Genomic DNA, 17,268 nt, shown 5'->3' on the forward strand with positions numbered 1-17,268 from the left:
GATGAATGAAATAATCCCGCTTGCAAGCGCCGCCGGCATGACCGTCGGCCTTGCTGTTTGTGCCCTCATCGCTGGCCTGGTGCTGGCAATGATCTTTGCCGGCTGGGAGTCACTGCGACTGAAGCCGCTGGCGTGGATCGGAACCACGCTCGTCACGCTGATTCGCGGCCTGCCGGAAATCCTGGTCGTGCTGTTTATCTACTTCGGCGCATCACAGCTGCTGCTGACCTTATCCGACGGCTTTACGCTGAACTTCGGCCTGTTTAGGCTGCCGGTTCAGATGCAAATTGAAAACTTTGACGTTAGCCCGTTCCTCTGTGGTGTGGTTGCCCTGGCCATGCTTTATGCCGCTTATGCTTCGCAAACCCTGCGCGGCGCGCTGAAAGCCGTGCCGATTGGACAGTGGGAATCCGGCCAGGCGCTCGGCATGAAAAAGTCAGCGATTTTTTTCCGTCTGATTATGCCGCAAATGTGGCGCCATGCCTTGCCAGGCCTGGGAAACCAGTGGCTGGTTTTGCTAAAGGATACGGCGCTGGTGTCGCTGATTAGCGTTAACGATCTTATGTTGCAGACGAAAAGTATCGCGACCCGCACCCAGGAGCCTTTCACCTGGTTTTTAGTGGCGGCGGCCATTTATCTGGCGATCACGCTTTTCAGTCAGGCCGTACTGCGCCGAATTGAACTGCGCACCACGCGTTTTGAGCGGGGGAACAGCTGATGCTGAGCTATCTACCCGAACTGCTTAAAGGACTTAACACCAGCCTGAGCCTGACCGCAGCCTCGCTCGTCGCCGCGCTGCTGCTGTCGCTGCTCTTTACCATCGTCCTGGCTTTGAAAACCCCACTGTTTTCTCCGCTGGTAAAAGGCTTTATTACCCTGTTTACCGGCACGCCGCTGCTGGTGCAGATCTTCCTGATCTACTACGGGCCGGGCCAGTTTCCCAGCCTGCAAACGCTGCCCTGGTTATGGCATCTGTTGTCACAGCCCTGGCTCTGCGCCATGCTGGCCCTGTCGCTTAACAGCGCGGCCTACACGACCCAGCTGTTTTACGGCGCCGTTCGTGCCATTCCCGCTGGTCAGTGGCAGTCCTGTGAAGCCCTGGGCATGACGCCCCGGCAAACCCTGCGTATTTTGCTGCCTTATGCGTTTAAGCGCGCCCTGTCTTCTTACTCCAACGAAGTGGTGCTGGTGTTTAAGGGCACATCCCTGGCGTTTACCATTACGCTGATGGAGGTCATGGGCCATGGTCAACTGCTGTATGGCCGGACCTATGACGTCACGGTCTACGCGGCTGCCGGGCTGATTTACCTCTGTGTCAACGGGTTGCTCACCATCATGATGCGCCTGATCGAGAAACGCGCCCTGGCGTTCGAACGACGAAATTAACCCGCAGGCAGGGCAACCTGCCTGATTAATTTTATAATCATATTTATTGCATAAAAATTCATTTACTGGCATCGTGTGGCGCATTCACTTGCTGTGTTATTGATGGCTAACGGGAGCCTGTAATGAAAAAATGGATGATTGCCGCTGCACTGGTAAGCCTGGCCGTAAGCGCTCAGGCTGCTGAAAAAATTCGCTTCGCAACCTCTGCCACCTACCCACCTTTCGAATCGCTGAACAGCGATAATCAGATTGTCGGTTTCGATATCGATCTGGCGAAAGCGCTGTGCGAACAGATGAAAGCGGAATGCTCGTTTACCAACACGGCCTTTGACAGCCTGATCCCCTCACTTAAGTTCCGCCGCTATGACGCCGTGATTGCCGGTATGGATATCACCGCTGAACGCAGTAAGCAGGTTGACTTCACTCAGCCCTATTACGCGAACTCCGCCATTGTGATTGCCCCCAAAGGGAAATTTAGTGCTATCGATGCGCTGAAGGGCAAACGTATCGGCGTTGAGAACGGTACAACGCACCAGAAATATCTGCAGGACAAGCATCCGGAAATCAACGTCGTCGCGTATGACAGCTATCAGAATGCGATTCTGGACATGAAAAGCGGACGTCTTGACGGCGTATTTGGCGACAGCGCAGTTGTCAATCAGTGGTTAAAAACCAACAACGATCTGGCCAGCGTCGGTGAACACGTTACGGACCCGGCGTACTTTGGTACCGGCCTGGGGATTGCGGTGCGCAAAGGTAACGCCCCACTGCGGGATAAATTTAATCAGGCGCTGGCGGCCCTGAAAGCCAACGGCAGCTGGCAGAAAATCAATCAGAAATGGTTCCCTGAATAACGCTCATGGGCCAGCGGCATTTCTGCTGATCGGTTCTGCACTCTTCTCCGTTCAGCAGAGAATCAGGCTGGCCCGCCTGACCGTTGACGCGTCAGTAGCGTCAGCACTTCAAAATGCGCCGTGTGCGGAAACATATCGAACAGCTGTACCTGGGTCACCTCGTAATCCTTCAGCCGGGCAATATCCTGTGCCATGGTCTGCGGATTGCAGCTTGAATAGAGCACATAGTCAGGCGCCATCGCGCTGAGATACTCACACAGCGCTTCCCCAATCCCGCGACGCGGCGGATTCACCAGCACCAGCTGTGGCACCCTATCCCGCTCGGTGGCAAACGCGGTGGAATCCAGCGCGGCAAAACGGACGTTGTTCAGACCCAGCATCTGCGCAGAGCGCTGCGCGCACTGGATGGCTTCGGGACTGATCTCAATACCGGTAAGCGCTAACGTGGGTGAGGCACAATGCAGGCCAAATCCGCCCACGCCGCAAAACAGATCCCACATGCTGGTCACCGGCAGTTGACGTACCCAGTCGCGCGCCGTGGCGTACAGCGCACTGGCGACCTGAGGATTAGTCTGGAAAAAGCTTTGTGGCCGAATCCACAACGGCACGCCGTTAAACTCGTCCGCCAGCGCCTGAGTCGATGTCAAGGCGACCTCCTCGTCCCCCTCCAGGATAGCCATATGCACCGGCTGTATGTTGGCTGAAATGACCTTTAGCTGTGGGAGTTGCTGCTGTAGCCACGGCAGGGCGTTACGCAGCTGTGTCAGTTTGGTGTGCGACCGCAGGACAAAACGCAGCATCATGCCGCCCTGGGTACTTTCGGTAAGCAGCAAATACTTCAGTTCACCGCGCTGACGTTCAATGTTATACGGCGTTAAACCGGCACGCGCGATGAAGGGTTTTAAGGTCGCCAGTACCGGGGAAAAGCTGTCGGGATAGAGCGGACATGCGCAAAGATCTGTCGCCTCGCCGTTGCGCTGCACCATGCCGAAAACCGGACGCTCAACGCTGCCGCTTACCACCATCTTTGCTTTATTGCGGAACCCTTGCTGCGCTGAGGTTACCGGCGGCAGCCACTGTTTAACCGAAAACGCGGCCAGCAGTTGGTTCAGCCGGGCCCCTTTATCATCAAGCTGCTGGTGATAGGGTTTTTCAAGCCACTGGCAAGAGCGGCAACGGTGAGCGTCATAGAGCGCGCAGTGCATGGTAAAGCCTGTATTAACTGTCGGGAAGGTTGGCGGAGCGCGATTGTATCACCGCTTGCGGAAAAATGCGCGGCTGCTGGCGGGCAGAAAAAGCAGTAATAACACCATCAGATCGGGCAGTTTTTGCAGCAGCGTGCGGTGAATAATCTGCAGATTATTTTCACCTGCAATACTGTAGATTTCCGGATAGATCCCGCCAGTGGAGGCCATCAACATATATAACAGCACCACAATTTGCGCCGCCACGAATCCCCAGCGTCCCCGGTTGCTTCCGCGCATCAGCGTAAAGGCACAGCGCAATTCAAATAAGAAAATGACCTGGCTGGCGATGAAGATCAGCGTGGAATCCCATGACTGCGCACTGCGATGGACAAAGTTGGCCAGCTCGGTATAACCCAGTTCATTCGCCAGCATCAACACGCTCAGGCAGCGCGTCGCGATAATCGCCACGCCCGCCACCGTAACGGGGACCGGGGCAGCCGGTAAAACAGCGCCGTGTTTAAGCATTTCCGACATGTCTTTCACTCCACCATGACGATAAAAAGGCTGGATTAACCAGCCCTTTTATAGAATGGCAAAAGTCGGGGATTTCAGCCACGTTTCGCTTTCTGAATATCGCTTAAACGCTGTTTTTCTTCATGTGCCATGACGCGCCAGGCGATAAAGCCCACAATGCCCACTACGAACAGGATCAGGGAGGCCAGCGCGTTGATCTCCGGATTAACGCCACGTCGTACCGTGGCAAAAATCGCCATCGGTAAGGTGGTCGCACCCGGCCCGGTCACAAAGCTGGCAATCACCAGGTCATCCAGTGACAGGGTAAAGGCCAGCAGCCAGCCGGTCACGATGGCTGGCGCAATCATCGGCACCGTGATCACAAAGAAGACCTTCAGCGGCGTCGCACCAAGATCCATTGCGGCTTCCTCAATTGACCGATCCAACTCGCGCAAACGCGAATTGATCACCACCGCCACGTAAGCGGTACAGAAGGTCACGTGCGCCAGCCAGATGGTGAGCGTCCCGCGTTCTGTCGGCCAGCCCAGCGCATTGCCAAGCCCGACAAACAGCAACAGCAGCGACAGGCCGGTAATCACATCGGGCATGACCAGCGGTGCAGTGAGCATAAAGGCAAAGCCGTTATGGCCGCGAAAACGCCCAAACCGCACGATGATCACCGCCGCCATGGTACCCAGCACCACCGCCATGGTGGCGGAAAGCGCGGCAATGGTGAGGCTCAGCAGCACCGCATCGATCATGGCATCGTCCTGAAACAACACCCGATACCAGTGAAATGAAAACCCTTCCCATACCGTAACCAGTTGGGAACTGTTAAAGGAGTAAACCACCAGCAGCAGCATGGGCGCGTACAGAAACATAAAGCAGCAGGCCAAAATCGCCGTGCGCCAGGGAGAGCGGATCGTTGGCAGATTATTCATCCCTTCTCTCCCATTTCTCGGTTTTGATGTTTATGGAACCAGATAATCGGCAGAATCAAAATCAGCAAAATGATCACCGCCAGCGCGGAGGCCACCGGCCAGTCGCGGTTGTTGAAAAACTCCTGCCAGAGAATACGGCCAATCATGATGCTGTCCGGACCGCCCAGCAGTTCGGGAATCACGTACTCGCCGACCGCCGGGATAAACACCAGCATGGAACCGGCAATGATGCCGCCTTTGGTCAGCGGCACGATCACGCTGAAGAAGGTTTTCAGCGGGCGCGCGCCCAGGTCCAGCGAGGCTTCCACCAGCGAGTAATCGATACGCGTCAGCGCGGTGTAGATAGGCAAGACCATAAACGGCAGATAGCAGTACACAATCCCAATATAGACCGCCGTATTGGTGTAGAGGATCACCAGTGGATGATCGATCACGCCTGTCCACATCAGAAAACGATTAAGAATACCGTTATTGTTCAGCAGCCCCATCCAGGCGTAAACCCGCACCAGGAACGACGTCCATGACGGCAATATGACCAGCAGCAGCAGGACAGACCGCATTGAGGGCTTACTGTGCGCCACGGCCCAGGCCAGCGGATAACCAATCAGCAGACAGATGACAGTGGAGATAGCGGCCACTTTTAACGACTGCAGATAGGCATCAATGTAGAGTGGATCGTCACTGAGCGTGACATAGTTGCCCAGATTCAGCACCAGACTCAGCTGATCGTCAGCCCAGCTGACCAACTCGGTATAAGGCGGAATGGCACGGGCAATATCCGCAAAGCTGATTTTTAAAACAATCAGGAACGGCAGCAGAAAAAACAGAATCAGCCACAGGTAAGGCAATGCAATGACGAGCTTGCGCCCGTGCTGCATTTTTATGCGCGTTGCCCAGCGCTGCAACGGTGTACCGAGCAGCTTAGCCGGGGCTTTCGTGCGTTGAAAAATCTGGCTCATCGCGCCTCCTTAAACTGTCAAAACCACGCAGCTGTCGCTGTCCCAGCACAGGCGCACCTGGTCGCCCCAGGTCGGCATACCTTTGCGGTAGCGATGTTCATTTTGTAGCTGGGCACTGAGCATCTGACCGCTGTGCAGGCGAACATGGTAAATGGAGAGATCGCCCAGATACGCGATGTGTACCACCTCACCGTCCGCGACGTTACAGCCATCGGCAGGGATCGCTTCACATAGCATCACCTTTTCCGGGCGCAGGGCAACGTGAACCGGCACGTTGTCGACGACCGACACATCGGAATCCACTTTCAGAGGATGCTTGAGGCCCGGACTGTCAATCACCAGGCCGTCTTCCTGACGTTCACGCAACAGCCCTTCAAACACGTTAACCGAACCGATAAACTCGGCGCTGTAGCGGCTGGTAGGATGCTCGTAAATCTCTTCCGGCTCACCAATTTGCACGAATTTGCCCCGGTTCATGATGGCAATTCGCCCCGCCATCGTCATGGCCTCTTCCTGATCGTGGGTCACCATCACGCAGGTCGCCCCGACCCGCTCCAGAATATCGACCACTTCCAGTTGCATACGGTCGCGTAGCTTTTTGTCCAGCGCCCCCATGGGTTCATCCAGCAGCAGCAGTTTAGGCCGCTTTGCCAGGCTGCGCGCCAGCGCCACGCGCTGCCGTTGTCCGCCTGAAAGCTGGTGCGGCTTACGTTTGGCAAATTCCTGCATGTGCACCAGTGACAGCATTTCTTCAACACGGCTGGCGATTTCGCCCTTTGCCAGTTTGTCCTGCTTTAGGCCAAAGGCGATGTTCTGCTCCACCGTCATATGGGGGAACAGCGCATAGCTCTGAAACATCATATTGATCGGCCGCTGATAGGGCGCGACATGGGAGAGATCGTGCCCATCCAGCACAATCTGGCCGCTGGTGGGCTGTTCAAAACCCGCCAGCATGCGTAACAGAGTCGATTTGCCACAGCCGGACGCGCCGAGCAGAGCGAAAATCTCCCCTTTGTAAATGGTCAGGCTGACATCATCCACGGCATGCTGGCCGTCAAACGATTTGGTCAGGTTGCGAATTTCCAGCAGCGGCGTTAACGCTTTTGCGGTTTTATTTTGCGGGCGAGGGATGGCATCGTTCACGAATGTAGTTCTCCGGAGCCAGGCGGAACAACGCGGCAAACAGTGCCGCTAAAAATAGCACAACAGAGGCCTGCACTGCGCCTCTGTTGCTGTCTCAAAACATATGCTGTCGAATTACTTACCGCTTTTAACCTTAGTCCATGCACGCGTACGCACACGATCCAGTTTTGGATCCTGAACCTTCAGCACAAACAGTTTGGCCATGGCATCCGGCGTCGGGTAAATACCCGGGTTATTACGGATATCAGCATTAATCAGCGGCAGTGACGCTTTATTGCCGTTGGCGTAATTCATTTTATTGGAGATGTCAGCAATCACTTTTGGATCCATGATGTAGTTCAGCCAGGTGTAAGCGGCATCCACATCTTTCGCGTCTTTTGGAATCGCCATCATGTCGAAGAAGGCCAGTGCGCCCTCTTTCGGTACGCTGTAACCAATGTTGACGCCATTCTTTGCTTTCTCCGCACGGTTTTTCGCCTGCAGAATATCGCCTGACCAGCCAATAGCCACACAGATATTGCCGTTCGCCAGATCGTTAATATATTGCGAAGAGTGGAAGTAACGAATATTCGGACGCAGCTTGAGTAGCAGATCCGTCGCGGCGCCAGAATAATCTTTCGCATCGCTGCTGTTAGGATCTTTGCCCAAATAATTCAGGACGGTTGCGAAGATCTCTTCAGGTGCATCCAGGAAAGACACGCCACAGCTTTTCAGTTTTTCCAGGTTTTCCGGCTTCAAAACCAGATCCCAACTGTTTACCGGCGCATCCGCGCCCAGCGCAGCTTTCACTTTTTCGACGTTATAGCCAATGCCGGTGGTGCCCCACAAATAAGGAATCGCATATTTGTTGCCCGGATCGTGCTGCGCCACTTTCGCCATTAACGCGGGATCCAGATTTTTATAGTTTGGCAGTTTACTTTTATCCAGCGGCTGAAACACGCCGGACTGAAGCTGACGCGCCAGGAAACTGGAAGAAGGCACCACGACATCGTAACCTGTACTGCCGGCCATTAGTTTGCCTTCCAGCACTTCGTTGGAATCAAACACGTCGTAGACGACTTTAATGCCGGTCTGCTTTTCGAAATTAGGCACAGTATCTGGCGAAATATAATCCGACCAGTTATAAACGTGCAGCGTCTTATCTTCCGCCATGGTACTGGCTGAAGCAGCCATCAGCACCCCAGCAACCACACCTGACAACCATTTTTGACGTTGGTTGAACATGCTTTTAATCCTCCTGAGCGGGTTATAACAACGCTGCACATCAGAGATTCAGTTTTGCGTTTTCTGATTAAAATTCAGTGACACAATGAATCATTATTCAGTGGACGTTTAATAGTAAAAACCTATACCTGCGCGGCAATCTAAGGCTTGTCGCCGCCCCGCAAGCATAGCCCCCCCGTTAAGGGTTCACCAGACCTCAGCGTAAAAAACGCCTGAACTCAATATTTTAGGCATGTTTAAGCTATGAGGTTCGGCTTTTATGGCATAAAGAACGTCATAAATCTGGCAATAAAGGGCTTAATGCAGAATAAAACATTACGGTTATAAATTAATCTATGTCGTTCACAATTGATAACATTAAGAATTACGCGTGCCGGAGACAGGGATCGTTGCGGCTGCATCGGCGGGGCGGGAAATAGCGCGGATCAGCAAGTAGAGATTCGCCGGGAATAAAAAAAGCCGTCACGGGTGACGGCTTAATCAGATCCTGTTCTTAGTGCAGAACAGAATGGATGCTGCTGCTTGAGACGTGCTCTTCGTCTTCACCTATCATCAGCAAATTATTGGCAAAGGCTTCCATAATGACCATGGAAATTTCTTCTTCGCTCTGCTTCATAAAATGTGCAAACTGCCCGAAGGTTAACCCGGCGGTGGTCATCATTGACTGACAAACAATAAGCTTAGGCAGGTTGTCATCCTGTATATCGATAAACGCCTTCACCGTGAGCGAACTGGCGTTAATTTGCGATAAGTCACCCACCAGCGGAATAAGCGCAGTCGGTTTTACTTCGGCCAGTGCCGAAAACAGAATGACGTTATCGACCAGGTCGATTTTAGCGTCAAACACCCCGTCGAAGTTTTGCATGTGCGGCAAATGAAGTGCCTGACAAGCATCGCATTCAAACCAAGTGATATTTTGCTGATCCAGCCAACGACGCAGCAGGTCGATATCCGGAACGACAAGAGAATCCATTGTAAAATCCCATGGGGTGATAAATAAGCGACCTAGCTTACGGAAAAACGTGGTGAGATTCCACGAAAACCACTGAAAAGCGCGGGTCAACCCGTGGTTTTAGGACGGAGCCCGGGGGTAGCATGCCGTTCAATGTGGTCAATCATCATGCCTGCGATGTCAAGTCCGCTTGTGGTTTCAATCCCTTCCAGGCCTGGTGACGCATTCACCTCCATCACCAGCGGGCCGCGCGCAGAGCGCAGAATATCCACCCCCGCGACGTCCAGCCCCAGAACCGCGGCGGCTTTGACTGCCATCTCGCGCTCCTGTTCGCTAATGTCAACCGTGCAGGCTTTGCCGCCGCGATGTAAATTCGAGCGAAAATCGCCCTCTTTCGCCTGGCGCTCAATGGCCGCCACGACCCGATCGCCAATGACCAGACAGCGCACATCGCGTCCGCGCGCTTCCTGAATAAACTCCTGCACTAAAATGTGTGCATTCAGCCCACGAAAGGCATCGATAACGCTTTCTGCCGCCTGACGCGTTTCTGCCAACACCACGCCGATCCCCTGCGTACCTTCGACCAGTTTCACCACCAGCGGCGCGCCGCCTACCATGGCGATCAGGTCCTGCGTGTCATCAGGAGATGAAGCAAACCCCGTTACCGGCATATCAATCCCGTCCCGCGCCAGCAGTTGCAGGGAACGCAATTTGTCACGCGCGCGGGTCACGGCGGCGGATTCATTTAAAGGGTAACTGCCGCACATTTCGAACTGGCGCAGCACCGCCGTGCCGTAGAAGGTAATCCCGGTGCCAATGCGCGGAATAACGGCATCGAAATGCCCCAGCGGCTCGCCACGGTAGTGAATTCCGGGCGAGGCGGGGTTAATGTTCATGTAACACGAGAGCGGATCGATGATTTGAACAAAATGACCGCGCTGTTCGGCGACGTCACGTAAACGGCGACAGGAATAGAGCGTTCCATCGCGCGACAGAATGGCCATTTTCATCAATCAAAATCCTTGCGTTAAATTAGCGTGTTGCCCAGCCCTGCTGATGCAGGTAATCCAGCATAAACGGGCGCGTCTCTTTGATGATAAGGCGCTGAATCAACTGGCTCCAGGTTTCGCTACGCTGGTTGCTGTCGCGTTGTTCATAGTAGATCGCCGTGCGGCTATCGTAATCAGCCAGCACCGCAGGGTCCACTGGTTGATAACGATTTTCGTGCACCAGCATCGACTGCGGGATGCGCGGTTTAACATCCGGTATGGATTCAGGATAGCCAAGACAGAAACCAAACAGCGGCAGCACAAATTTTGGCAGGCCCAGCAGTTCGGTAACCTGAGCGATATTATTACGAATGCCGCCAATAAAGACGCCGCCCAGCCCCAGGGATTCCGCTGCCACCATGGCATTTTGCGCCATCAGCGCCGTATCCACACAGCCCAGCAGCAGCTGTTCTGCCCGGCCTAACTGGGCATCAGGGCAGATTTGCAGATGACGATTAAAGTCAGCGCAAAATACCCAAAACTCCGCCGCCTCGGCTACCCATGTCTGACCGCCCGTCAGGGTAACCAGTTGGTCACGTAACGCCGGATCGGTGATGCGCACAATGGATGAGCACTGCAAAAAGCTGGATGTGGACGCCGATTGCGCCGCAGCAATAATCGCCTCACGCTGTTCAGCACTCACCTTTTGATCCGTAAAAGAACGGATGGAACGGTGGCTGCATAATAAATCGATAGTCGGTGTCATAAAATCTCCAGCTAATTATCTTTTTTTTCAGAAAGGTTGAACAACTGCGGCGCAAGTGCTTTGGCACAGCGCCACATCAACAGCCAGGCGGCGGGTAACATTAGCAGAATGCCAATAATAAACAGCGCGGTCGCCAGGCGCGTGCTCCCGTCACCGGCCGGCAGCGCGGGTAACCACTGATTAACGACCAGCAGCGCGCTCGCGATAAGTACGCCGCCCAGCGCCTCCATTGCCAGTATGGTCTTGGGCAATTTTGCGACATTCCGCATGGTTTCCTCCCGCCTCAGGGCTGACTGAGTCTCAATTATGGATAACATCCCACAAATTGCCCATCAGCGGTTTCGGAGAGTGCCATTGCAGAGCACCGGGCCCGGCTTTGCGACGTCATAGGATGTGGGCATCAGACTAACAGGTAAATCCTGCTTTCTTTAAGCACGACGAGCGGGCATCATTATCGGCTTTCCAGACTTTGTCGTGTGATCGTCATCACACACTGACCTCGCAAGGAGTTCTCAATGATTGCTGTTATTTTTGGTCGTCCCGGCTGCCCTTACTGTGTTCGGGCGAAAGAACTGGCGGATAAGCTGCAGGCCGGGCGTGACGATTTCAATTACCAGTATGTTGATATTCAGGCGGAAGGCATCACCAAAGCCGATCTGGAAGCCAGTGCAGGTAAACCTGTCAGCACCGTACCGCAGATCTTCCTGGATGAGCAGCATATTGGTGGCTACACCGAATTCGCCGCCTGGACAAAAGAGAATCTGGGATTTGTTGCCTGAGCAACGGATGTGTCAGAACGGATGTCCTGAAAAGTGCGCGCTGGCGTAATGCCAGCCGCGCCTTGATGATCGGTTAAGCCAGCCCGGGGGCGTTAACGCAACAAGCAGGGGGCAGCGCAACACAGTCGCCTAACGCCTTGACGCCGCGATCAGTTGCAGCAACCGTACCAGCAGTGCCCCGCATCCCGCCCAGAACATACCGCTCAGGCTCCAGACAGCAATATAATTCCAGCTGGCACTCCCGGCAAACACGCTATGAAGCAGCAGCGCAGCCAGCACCGTTCCGGTAAACGCCATCACCAGCGTGCTTTTTAGCGGCGCCTCCCGCTGCATGAGCGCCATGACGGCGCCCGGCAGTAAAAAAAGTAGCAATTCAGGCTGGCTGTGTAGCCTCTGCGTGCCTGACAGCCGGAAATCCTGGGTAAGCATAAACACGACACAATAAAACACGCCACCTGATACGCAGGTTGCCCAGAAATAATAACGCTGCGGCATAACTCCCCACTCATTAAAAACATGCCAAAACTTCGCCTTTGACCTTGCCGAGCCTGGTGGAAATAAAAAGAAACAGTCGTTTTGAGAACGAATGAAAGTCGCCAATGGCTGAGAATGATTTTTCTGATTAGAATATTGTCCGCGTTACCTTTTCAGACATCAGTGATAGCTGGAGGTAATCTTACGGCCTGCTCAAGATAGCGAAAAACAGGTCTCTCTTCAATAGGTTACAAGTAAACAAGAAGTTAAAATGTTGAATGTTAACATCGCAGAATTGTTAAGAGGTAATGACATTCTGTTATTATTTTTCGTACTGGCACTGGGACTTTGCCTGGGAAAATTACGTTTCGGCTCGATACAACTCGGAAATTCCATTGGCGTATTAGTGGTTTCATTATTATTAGGTCAGCAACACTTCTCGATGAATACGGATGCCCTGAGCCTGGGTTTCATGTTGTTTATTTTCTGCGTCGGCATTGAAGCAGGCCCCAACTTTTTTTCTATTTTCTTTCGGGATGGCAAAAATTATTTCATGCTCGCCATTGTGATGGTGGTGAGCGCTCTGCTGCTGGCCCTGGGATTCGGCAAGCTCTTTGGCTGGGACATCGGCCTGACCGCAGGCGTACTGGCCGGCTCCATGACGTCCACGCCGGTTCTGGTGGGCGCGGGTGATACGCTGCGCCAGAGCATCGGCGATCCCAGACAGCTGGGCATCATGCAGGATCAACTCAGCCTGGGTTATGCCGTAACCTATCTTGTCGGGTTAGTCAGCCTGATTTTCGGCGCACGCTATCTGCCCCGTTTACAACATCAGGACTTACCCACCTGCGCCCAGCAGATTGCGCGCGAACGCGGTCTTGACGCTGACAGCCAGCGCAAAGTGTTTTTGCCGGTGATTCGCGCGTACCGCGTCGGCCCGGAACTGGTGGCGTGGAGCGGCGGCAAAAACTTGCGCGAACTCGGTATTTACCGGCAGACGGGCTGCTATATTGAACGCATCCGCCGCAATGGCATCCTTGCCAGCCCGGATGGTGATGCAGTGCTGCAACTGGGGGATGATATTTCCCTGGTGGGCTATCCGGATGCCCACGCGCGCCTGGATGCCAGCTTCCGTAACGGCAAAGAAGTTTTTGACCGCGATCTGCTGGATATGCGGATTGTGACGGAAGAGATCGTGGTGAAAAACCACAATGCCGTCAACAAACGGCTAAGCAAACTTAACCTCACCGATCACGGCTGCTTTCTCAACCGCGTGATTCGCAGCCAGATCGAGATGCCCATCGACGACAACATCATGCTGAACAAAGGTGATGTGTTGCAGGTCAGCGGCGAGGCGCGACGGGTGAAGAGCGTAGCGGATCGCATCGGCTTTGTCGCGATTCACAGTCAGATGACCGACCTGCTGGCATTCTGTGCTTTTTTTATCATCGGTCTGATGGTCGGGTTAATTACGTTCCAGTTCAGCAACTTTAGCTTTGGCATCGGTAACGCCGCAGGGTTGTTGTTTGCCGGTATTATGCTGGGCTTCCTGCGCGCTAACCATCCTACATTTGGCTATATTCCGCAGGGGGCGCTGACGATGGTGAAAGAGTTCGGGCTGATGGTGTTCATGGCGGGCGTCGGGCTGAGCGCCGGCAGCGGTATCGACCACGGAATATCGGGTAACGGCGCACTGATGCTCCTGTGCGGCCTGCTGGTCAGCCTTTTGCCGGTGGTGATTTGCTACCTGTTTGGCGCCTATGTTCTGCGCATGAACCGCGCGCTGCTGTTTGGCGCCATTATGGGTGCACGCACCTGCGCGCCAGCCATGGAGATAATCAGCGATACGGCTCGCAGTAATATCCCGGCACTCGGCTACGCCGGAACCTATGCTATCGCGAACGTTTTACTGACGCTGGCGGGAACATTAATCGTTATTATCTGGCCGTTACTGCCCTTATAAAATTTTTTTACTGACGTCCAGAACTTTTTTTCCCGACCACAGTCTGAATAAGTGCCACTGCTTTTCTTTGAAATCCCCAAATTGTGGAGCCCGCTGGTCTTTTTCCCAGCGGGTTTTTTTATGCCTTTCTCCTGCCCGCCCCGCCTGGACACTAAAACATCATTAAACTTAAACCGTTTTGCAACCTTAACGCAGATTAAGAACCTTGTGATGGACTCTCTGACCGTCTGCACGCAGGATAGGCAGCTTATTTTGTTAGCAGTATGTGCTAGCAGATGCGACAGACTCAATCCGGTTTCGCCCGTTGGCTAAAACCCTTTTTTCCGGATTGAGAGAATCTGAACATCAGTAAGAGGAACCGACCCCGTAATGGAAGAATTGAACCGCACCCTGTTTATGGCAATTAACGCAACACCGGACTCGCCTCACTGGTTATTACAGCTTGCCATCTTCATCGCCAGAGACTTAATCGCCATCGTTCCGCTGCTGATTGTGGCACTGTGGCTGTGGGGACCGCGCGATCGGGTTGACTCACAACGTGTGCTGGTATTAAAAACCGGCATTGCGCTGCTGTACGCGCTCGCCATCTCCTGGTGCGTTGGGCAGCTGTTACCGCATCCGCGCCCTTTCGCGATCAATTTTGGTCATCAGTTTCTTGCGCACGCGGCCGATGATTCCTATCCCAGCGATCACGGCACCACGATTTTCACCTTTGCGCTGGCTTTCCTGTTCTGGCATCGGCTCTGGTCGGGCATCATTCTCATGGTGGTCGCGACAGCAATCGCCTGGTCCCGTGTTTACCTTGGGGTTCACTGGCCAATGGATATGCTGGGCGGTTTTCTGGTGGGAATGCTGGGTTGCCTGGCGTCACACCTTGCCTGGCAACTGTATGGCGAACGCCTGCTGAATATCATTAATCCGCTCTATCGGGCGCTGTTCGCGTTACCGATTCGTAAAGGCTGGACACAAGGTTAAAAAAAAGGGACGCCGCGGCGTCCCCTGTTTTTAGCTGAACCACTTTCCGAACCAGCCATTAAATTTCATCATGACGAAGTCTATGATGCGGCTGAAGAAGCCGCCTTCCGGCACATCCTGCAGCACCACCAGCGGACGCTGTTCGATCGTTTTACCGTCCAGCTGAAAATCAATGGTGCCCACGACCTGATTTTTCTTTAACGGGGCCTCAAGCTGCGGCGATGTCAGGCTGTAGCTGGCTTTGAGGTTTTTCATCTGCCCTTTGGGAATGGTCAGCGCCGCATCGTTTTTCACCCCCAGGTTGACCTGATTCTGTTCGCCAAACCAGACGCGCTGCTGAGCAAAAGGCGCACCCGCCTTAATTGGAGTCACGGTTTCAAAGAAGCGGAAGCCCCACGTCAGTAATTTTTCACTTTCCCGGAAGCGAATGGCGTCGCTGGCAGTGCCCAGCACAACCGAGATCAGTCGCATATCGCCTTCGGTGGCTGAAGCGACCAGATTATTCCCTGCGCCTGAGGTGTGGCCGGTTTTAATCCCATCTACCTTCAGATTGCTGCTCCAGAGCAGACGGTTGCGATTCATCTGACGAATATTGTTAAAGGTAAACTCTTTTTCCTTGTTCAGGGCGTACTCTTCCGGCACATCCCGAATCAGCGCCTGACCAATCAGCGCCATGTCCCGCGCGGTGCTGTACTGTCCGTCGGCATCCAGACCATGCACCGTCATAAAGTGGGTGTTTTTCAGGCCAAGCGCTTTCACATAGTTATTCATCAGACCGATAAAAGAATCCTGACTGCCGGCAACATAGTCTGCCAGCGCGATGCAGGCATCGTTCCCGGACTGGATCACAATCCCTTTGTTCAGCTCATGCACCGGGATACGATCGCCAGGCTTCAGAAACATCAGCGAAGAGCCCCGCAGTTTAGGATTGCCGGTAGCCCAGGCATCCTGCCCCACCGTTACCCTATCGTCAGGTTTAATTTTGCCGGATTTGATCGCCTGGCCAACCACATAGCTGGTCATCATTTTTGTCAGGCTGGCGGGATCGAGTCGCTGATCGGCATTGGATTCGGTCAGCACTTTGCCGCTGGCGTAGTCAATTAAAATCCAGGCTTTGGCGTCAATTTGAGGGGCGGCCGGTGCCTGTTCCGCGAAAACAGCCATCGGCGCAACGAGTAGCAAAGAGGTTGCAGCAATACGCCGCAGGTGAGATGAAAAGCAAGTATTTGTCATGGGCTTGGCCGGATTGTCCTTAGTAAAACGAGAGTCAAAGGCTTAAAACCTTCTGTGAAAACGCTACCCGCTGGCGTCAATGAAAAAAACCGCTTAATCGTAAAGTTTTATAGATTTTAGTAGATTAACCCTGGTAAAAGGGCCGCGCGCGTGCCATTTTCCCGCACGAATGTCGCACAAAAAAATGCGCTAAATTCTGATTTTTTAATCAGAAAGTTAAGGCCGTCACAAAACTGGGTTACCCTGACTTTATTCAATTGAGGAGAACCCCTATGGATCTAGCCCTGTTTGATCTGGACGAAACGCTGATTAGTGAGGACAGCACCGGCCTGTGGCTACGCTGGCTGGTCTCACAAGGCTTTGCCTCCAGTGACCTGATTGATGAAGAACAGGAATTAATGCGTCAATATTACGCCGGGACGCTGTCGATTGATGAGTACATGCATAAAACCCTTTCCCCGCTGACTGGCATGGCGACGATGACAGTGGAAGGATGGATTCGACGCTTTATCCACCGTGATATCATGCCGCGCGTTTACCCGGAAGCCCGGGCGCGGCTTGACTGGCATCAGGCGCGCGGTGACAGAATTATCGTGATCTCCGCCAGCGGCGAACATCTGGTGAATCCTATCGCCAGCCAGCTCGGCGCCTGCGGTGCCCTGGCCATTGGTGTCGAAGTGGTGGACGAGCGTTACAGCGGCAACACCTACGGCACCCTGACGTTTCAGCATGGCAAAGTGAAGCGGGTAGAAGAATGGAAAGCCGCGCGCCCTGGCGAAACCTACGCGCACACCTGGGCTTACAGTGATTCCATGAACGACCTGCCCATGCTGGCGCAGGCCGACTATGCACACGTAATTAATCCGGCGGAACCGCTGTTACAGGAAGCCGAAAAGCGTGGCTGGCAGATCTGCCGCTGGGCTCGCTGAT

General features: G+C 53.9%; 19 protein-coding genes. 7 read left to right on the forward strand and 12 right to left on the reverse strand.

Annotation, left to right across the window (positions count from 1 at the left end; all coding sequences use genetic code 11):
- Window position 1 precedes the first annotated feature (1 nt).
- From artQ to artJ, 3 genes are all read left to right on the forward strand, one after another.
- Window positions 2–718, forward strand: coding sequence for an arginine ABC transporter permease ArtQ (gene artQ, locus GKC68_RS15110; RefSeq protein ID WP_028723725.1), 717 nt, complete (start codon window positions 2–4; stop codon window positions 716–718).
- On the forward strand, window positions 718–1,386 hold the full coding sequence (artM, locus tag GKC68_RS15115; protein ID WP_342656303.1) for an arginine ABC transporter permease ArtM: 669 nt from the start codon (window positions 718–720) through the stop codon (window positions 1,384–1,386). Before artQ ends, artM begins: the two co-directional genes overlap by 1 nt.
- Before the next feature lie 122 nt (window positions 1,387–1,508).
- Entirely contained in the window at window positions 1,509–2,240 is a 732-nt protein-coding gene (artJ, locus tag GKC68_RS15120; protein WP_028723727.1) for an arginine ABC transporter substrate-binding protein, read from the forward strand.
- Between the two features lie 62 nt (window positions 2,241–2,302).
- Here artJ and rlmC read toward each other — a convergent pair whose 3' ends face one another.
- The 10 genes from rlmC to GKC68_RS15170 all read right to left on the reverse strand — a co-directional run bounded on the left by rlmC (window position 2,303) and on the right by GKC68_RS15170 (window position 11,183).
- Window positions 2,303–3,445 (reverse strand): 23S rRNA (uracil(747)-C(5))-methyltransferase RlmC, encoded by a 1,143-nt coding sequence (gene rlmC, locus GKC68_RS15125; protein WP_047715513.1) that lies wholly within the window; start codon window positions 3,443–3,445, stop codon window positions 2,303–2,305.
- 48 nt (window positions 3,446–3,493) lie between these two features.
- Window positions 3,494–3,961, reverse strand: a complete 468-nt coding sequence (locus GKC68_RS15130) for a YbjO family protein (RefSeq protein WP_014593297.1) — start codon at window positions 3,959–3,961, stop codon at window positions 3,494–3,496.
- A 74-nt stretch (window positions 3,962–4,035) separates the two neighbouring features.
- A complete protein-coding gene (gene potI / locus GKC68_RS15135; RefSeq protein WP_028723730.1) occupies window positions 4,036–4,881 on the reverse strand; it encodes a putrescine ABC transporter permease PotI in 846 nt (281 codons plus the stop codon).
- Entirely contained in the window at window positions 4,878–5,840 is a 963-nt protein-coding gene (gene potH, locus GKC68_RS15140) for a putrescine ABC transporter permease PotH (protein ID WP_028723731.1), read from the reverse strand. The genes potI and potH overlap by 4 nt, the downstream gene beginning before the upstream one ends.
- 9 nt (window positions 5,841–5,849) lie before the next feature.
- Window positions 5,850–6,983, reverse strand: a complete 1,134-nt coding sequence (gene potG / locus GKC68_RS15145; protein WP_028723732.1) for a putrescine ABC transporter ATP-binding subunit PotG — start codon at window positions 6,981–6,983, stop codon at window positions 5,850–5,852.
- Window positions 6,984–7,097: 114 nt separating this feature from the next.
- Window positions 7,098–8,207: a spermidine/putrescine ABC transporter substrate-binding protein PotF gene (potF, locus tag GKC68_RS15150; protein ID WP_014593294.1), complete on the reverse strand. Its 1,110-nt coding sequence runs from the start codon at window positions 8,205–8,207 to the stop codon at window positions 7,098–7,100.
- 493 nt (window positions 8,208–8,700) lie between these two features.
- On the reverse strand, window positions 8,701–9,180 hold the full coding sequence (locus tag GKC68_RS15155) for a YbjN domain-containing protein (protein WP_014593293.1): 480 nt from the start codon (window positions 9,178–9,180) through the stop codon (window positions 8,701–8,703).
- Between the two features lie 86 nt (window positions 9,181–9,266).
- Window positions 9,267–10,169 (reverse strand): 30S ribosomal protein S6--L-glutamate ligase, encoded by a 903-nt coding sequence (gene rimK, locus GKC68_RS15160; protein WP_014593292.1) that lies wholly within the window; start codon window positions 10,167–10,169, stop codon window positions 9,267–9,269.
- A 22-nt stretch (window positions 10,170–10,191) separates the two neighbouring features.
- Window positions 10,192–10,914: an oxygen-insensitive NADPH nitroreductase gene (gene nfsA, locus GKC68_RS15165; protein WP_014593291.1), complete on the reverse strand. Its 723-nt coding sequence runs from the start codon at window positions 10,912–10,914 to the stop codon at window positions 10,192–10,194.
- Between the two features lie 11 nt (window positions 10,915–10,925).
- Window positions 10,926–11,183, reverse strand: a complete 258-nt coding sequence (locus tag GKC68_RS15170; protein ID WP_028723733.1) for a DUF1418 family protein — start codon at window positions 11,181–11,183, stop codon at window positions 10,926–10,928.
- A 246-nt stretch (window positions 11,184–11,429) separates the two neighbouring features.
- Between GKC68_RS15170 and GKC68_RS15175 the strand changes: the two genes are divergently transcribed.
- Entirely contained in the window at window positions 11,430–11,693 is a 264-nt protein-coding gene (locus GKC68_RS15175) for a GrxA family glutaredoxin (protein WP_013025197.1), read from the forward strand.
- A gap of 129 nt (window positions 11,694–11,822) precedes the next feature.
- Here GKC68_RS15175 and ybjM read toward each other — a convergent pair whose 3' ends face one another.
- Window positions 11,823–12,188: an inner membrane protein YbjM gene (gene ybjM, locus GKC68_RS15180; RefSeq protein ID WP_047715510.1), complete on the reverse strand. Its 366-nt coding sequence runs from the start codon at window positions 12,186–12,188 to the stop codon at window positions 11,823–11,825.
- A gap of 253 nt (window positions 12,189–12,441) precedes the next feature.
- On the opposite strand from ybjM, the gene GKC68_RS15185 reads away from it, so the two are divergent.
- Window positions 12,442–14,130 (forward strand): aspartate:alanine antiporter, encoded by a 1,689-nt coding sequence (locus tag GKC68_RS15185; RefSeq protein WP_028723735.1) that lies wholly within the window; start codon window positions 12,442–12,444, stop codon window positions 14,128–14,130.
- 369 nt (window positions 14,131–14,499) lie between these two features.
- A complete protein-coding gene (ybjG, locus tag GKC68_RS15190) occupies window positions 14,500–15,105 on the forward strand; it encodes an undecaprenyl-diphosphate phosphatase (protein WP_110956804.1) in 606 nt (201 codons plus the stop codon).
- 30 nt (window positions 15,106–15,135) lie between these two features.
- Here the strand turns inward: ybjG and GKC68_RS15195 are convergent, their stop codons facing one another.
- The gene (locus tag GKC68_RS15195; RefSeq protein WP_058706155.1) at window positions 15,136–16,338 is read right to left on the reverse strand and encodes a serine hydrolase; all 1,203 of its coding nucleotides are present in this window, start codon (window positions 16,336–16,338) and stop codon (window positions 15,136–15,138) included.
- 272 nt (window positions 16,339–16,610) lie between these two features.
- Between GKC68_RS15195 and GKC68_RS15200 the strand changes: the two genes are divergently transcribed.
- Window positions 16,611–17,267: an HAD family hydrolase gene (locus tag GKC68_RS15200; RefSeq protein ID WP_110956805.1), complete on the forward strand. Its 657-nt coding sequence runs from the start codon at window positions 16,611–16,613 to the stop codon at window positions 17,265–17,267.
- Window position 17,268: the final 1 nt, after the last annotated feature.

This window comes from Pantoea sp. RSPAM1 (assembly GCF_038816185.1).
In the GTDB taxonomy this organism is placed as follows: Bacteria; Pseudomonadota; Gammaproteobacteria; order Enterobacterales; family Enterobacteriaceae; genus Pantoea; species Pantoea ananatis.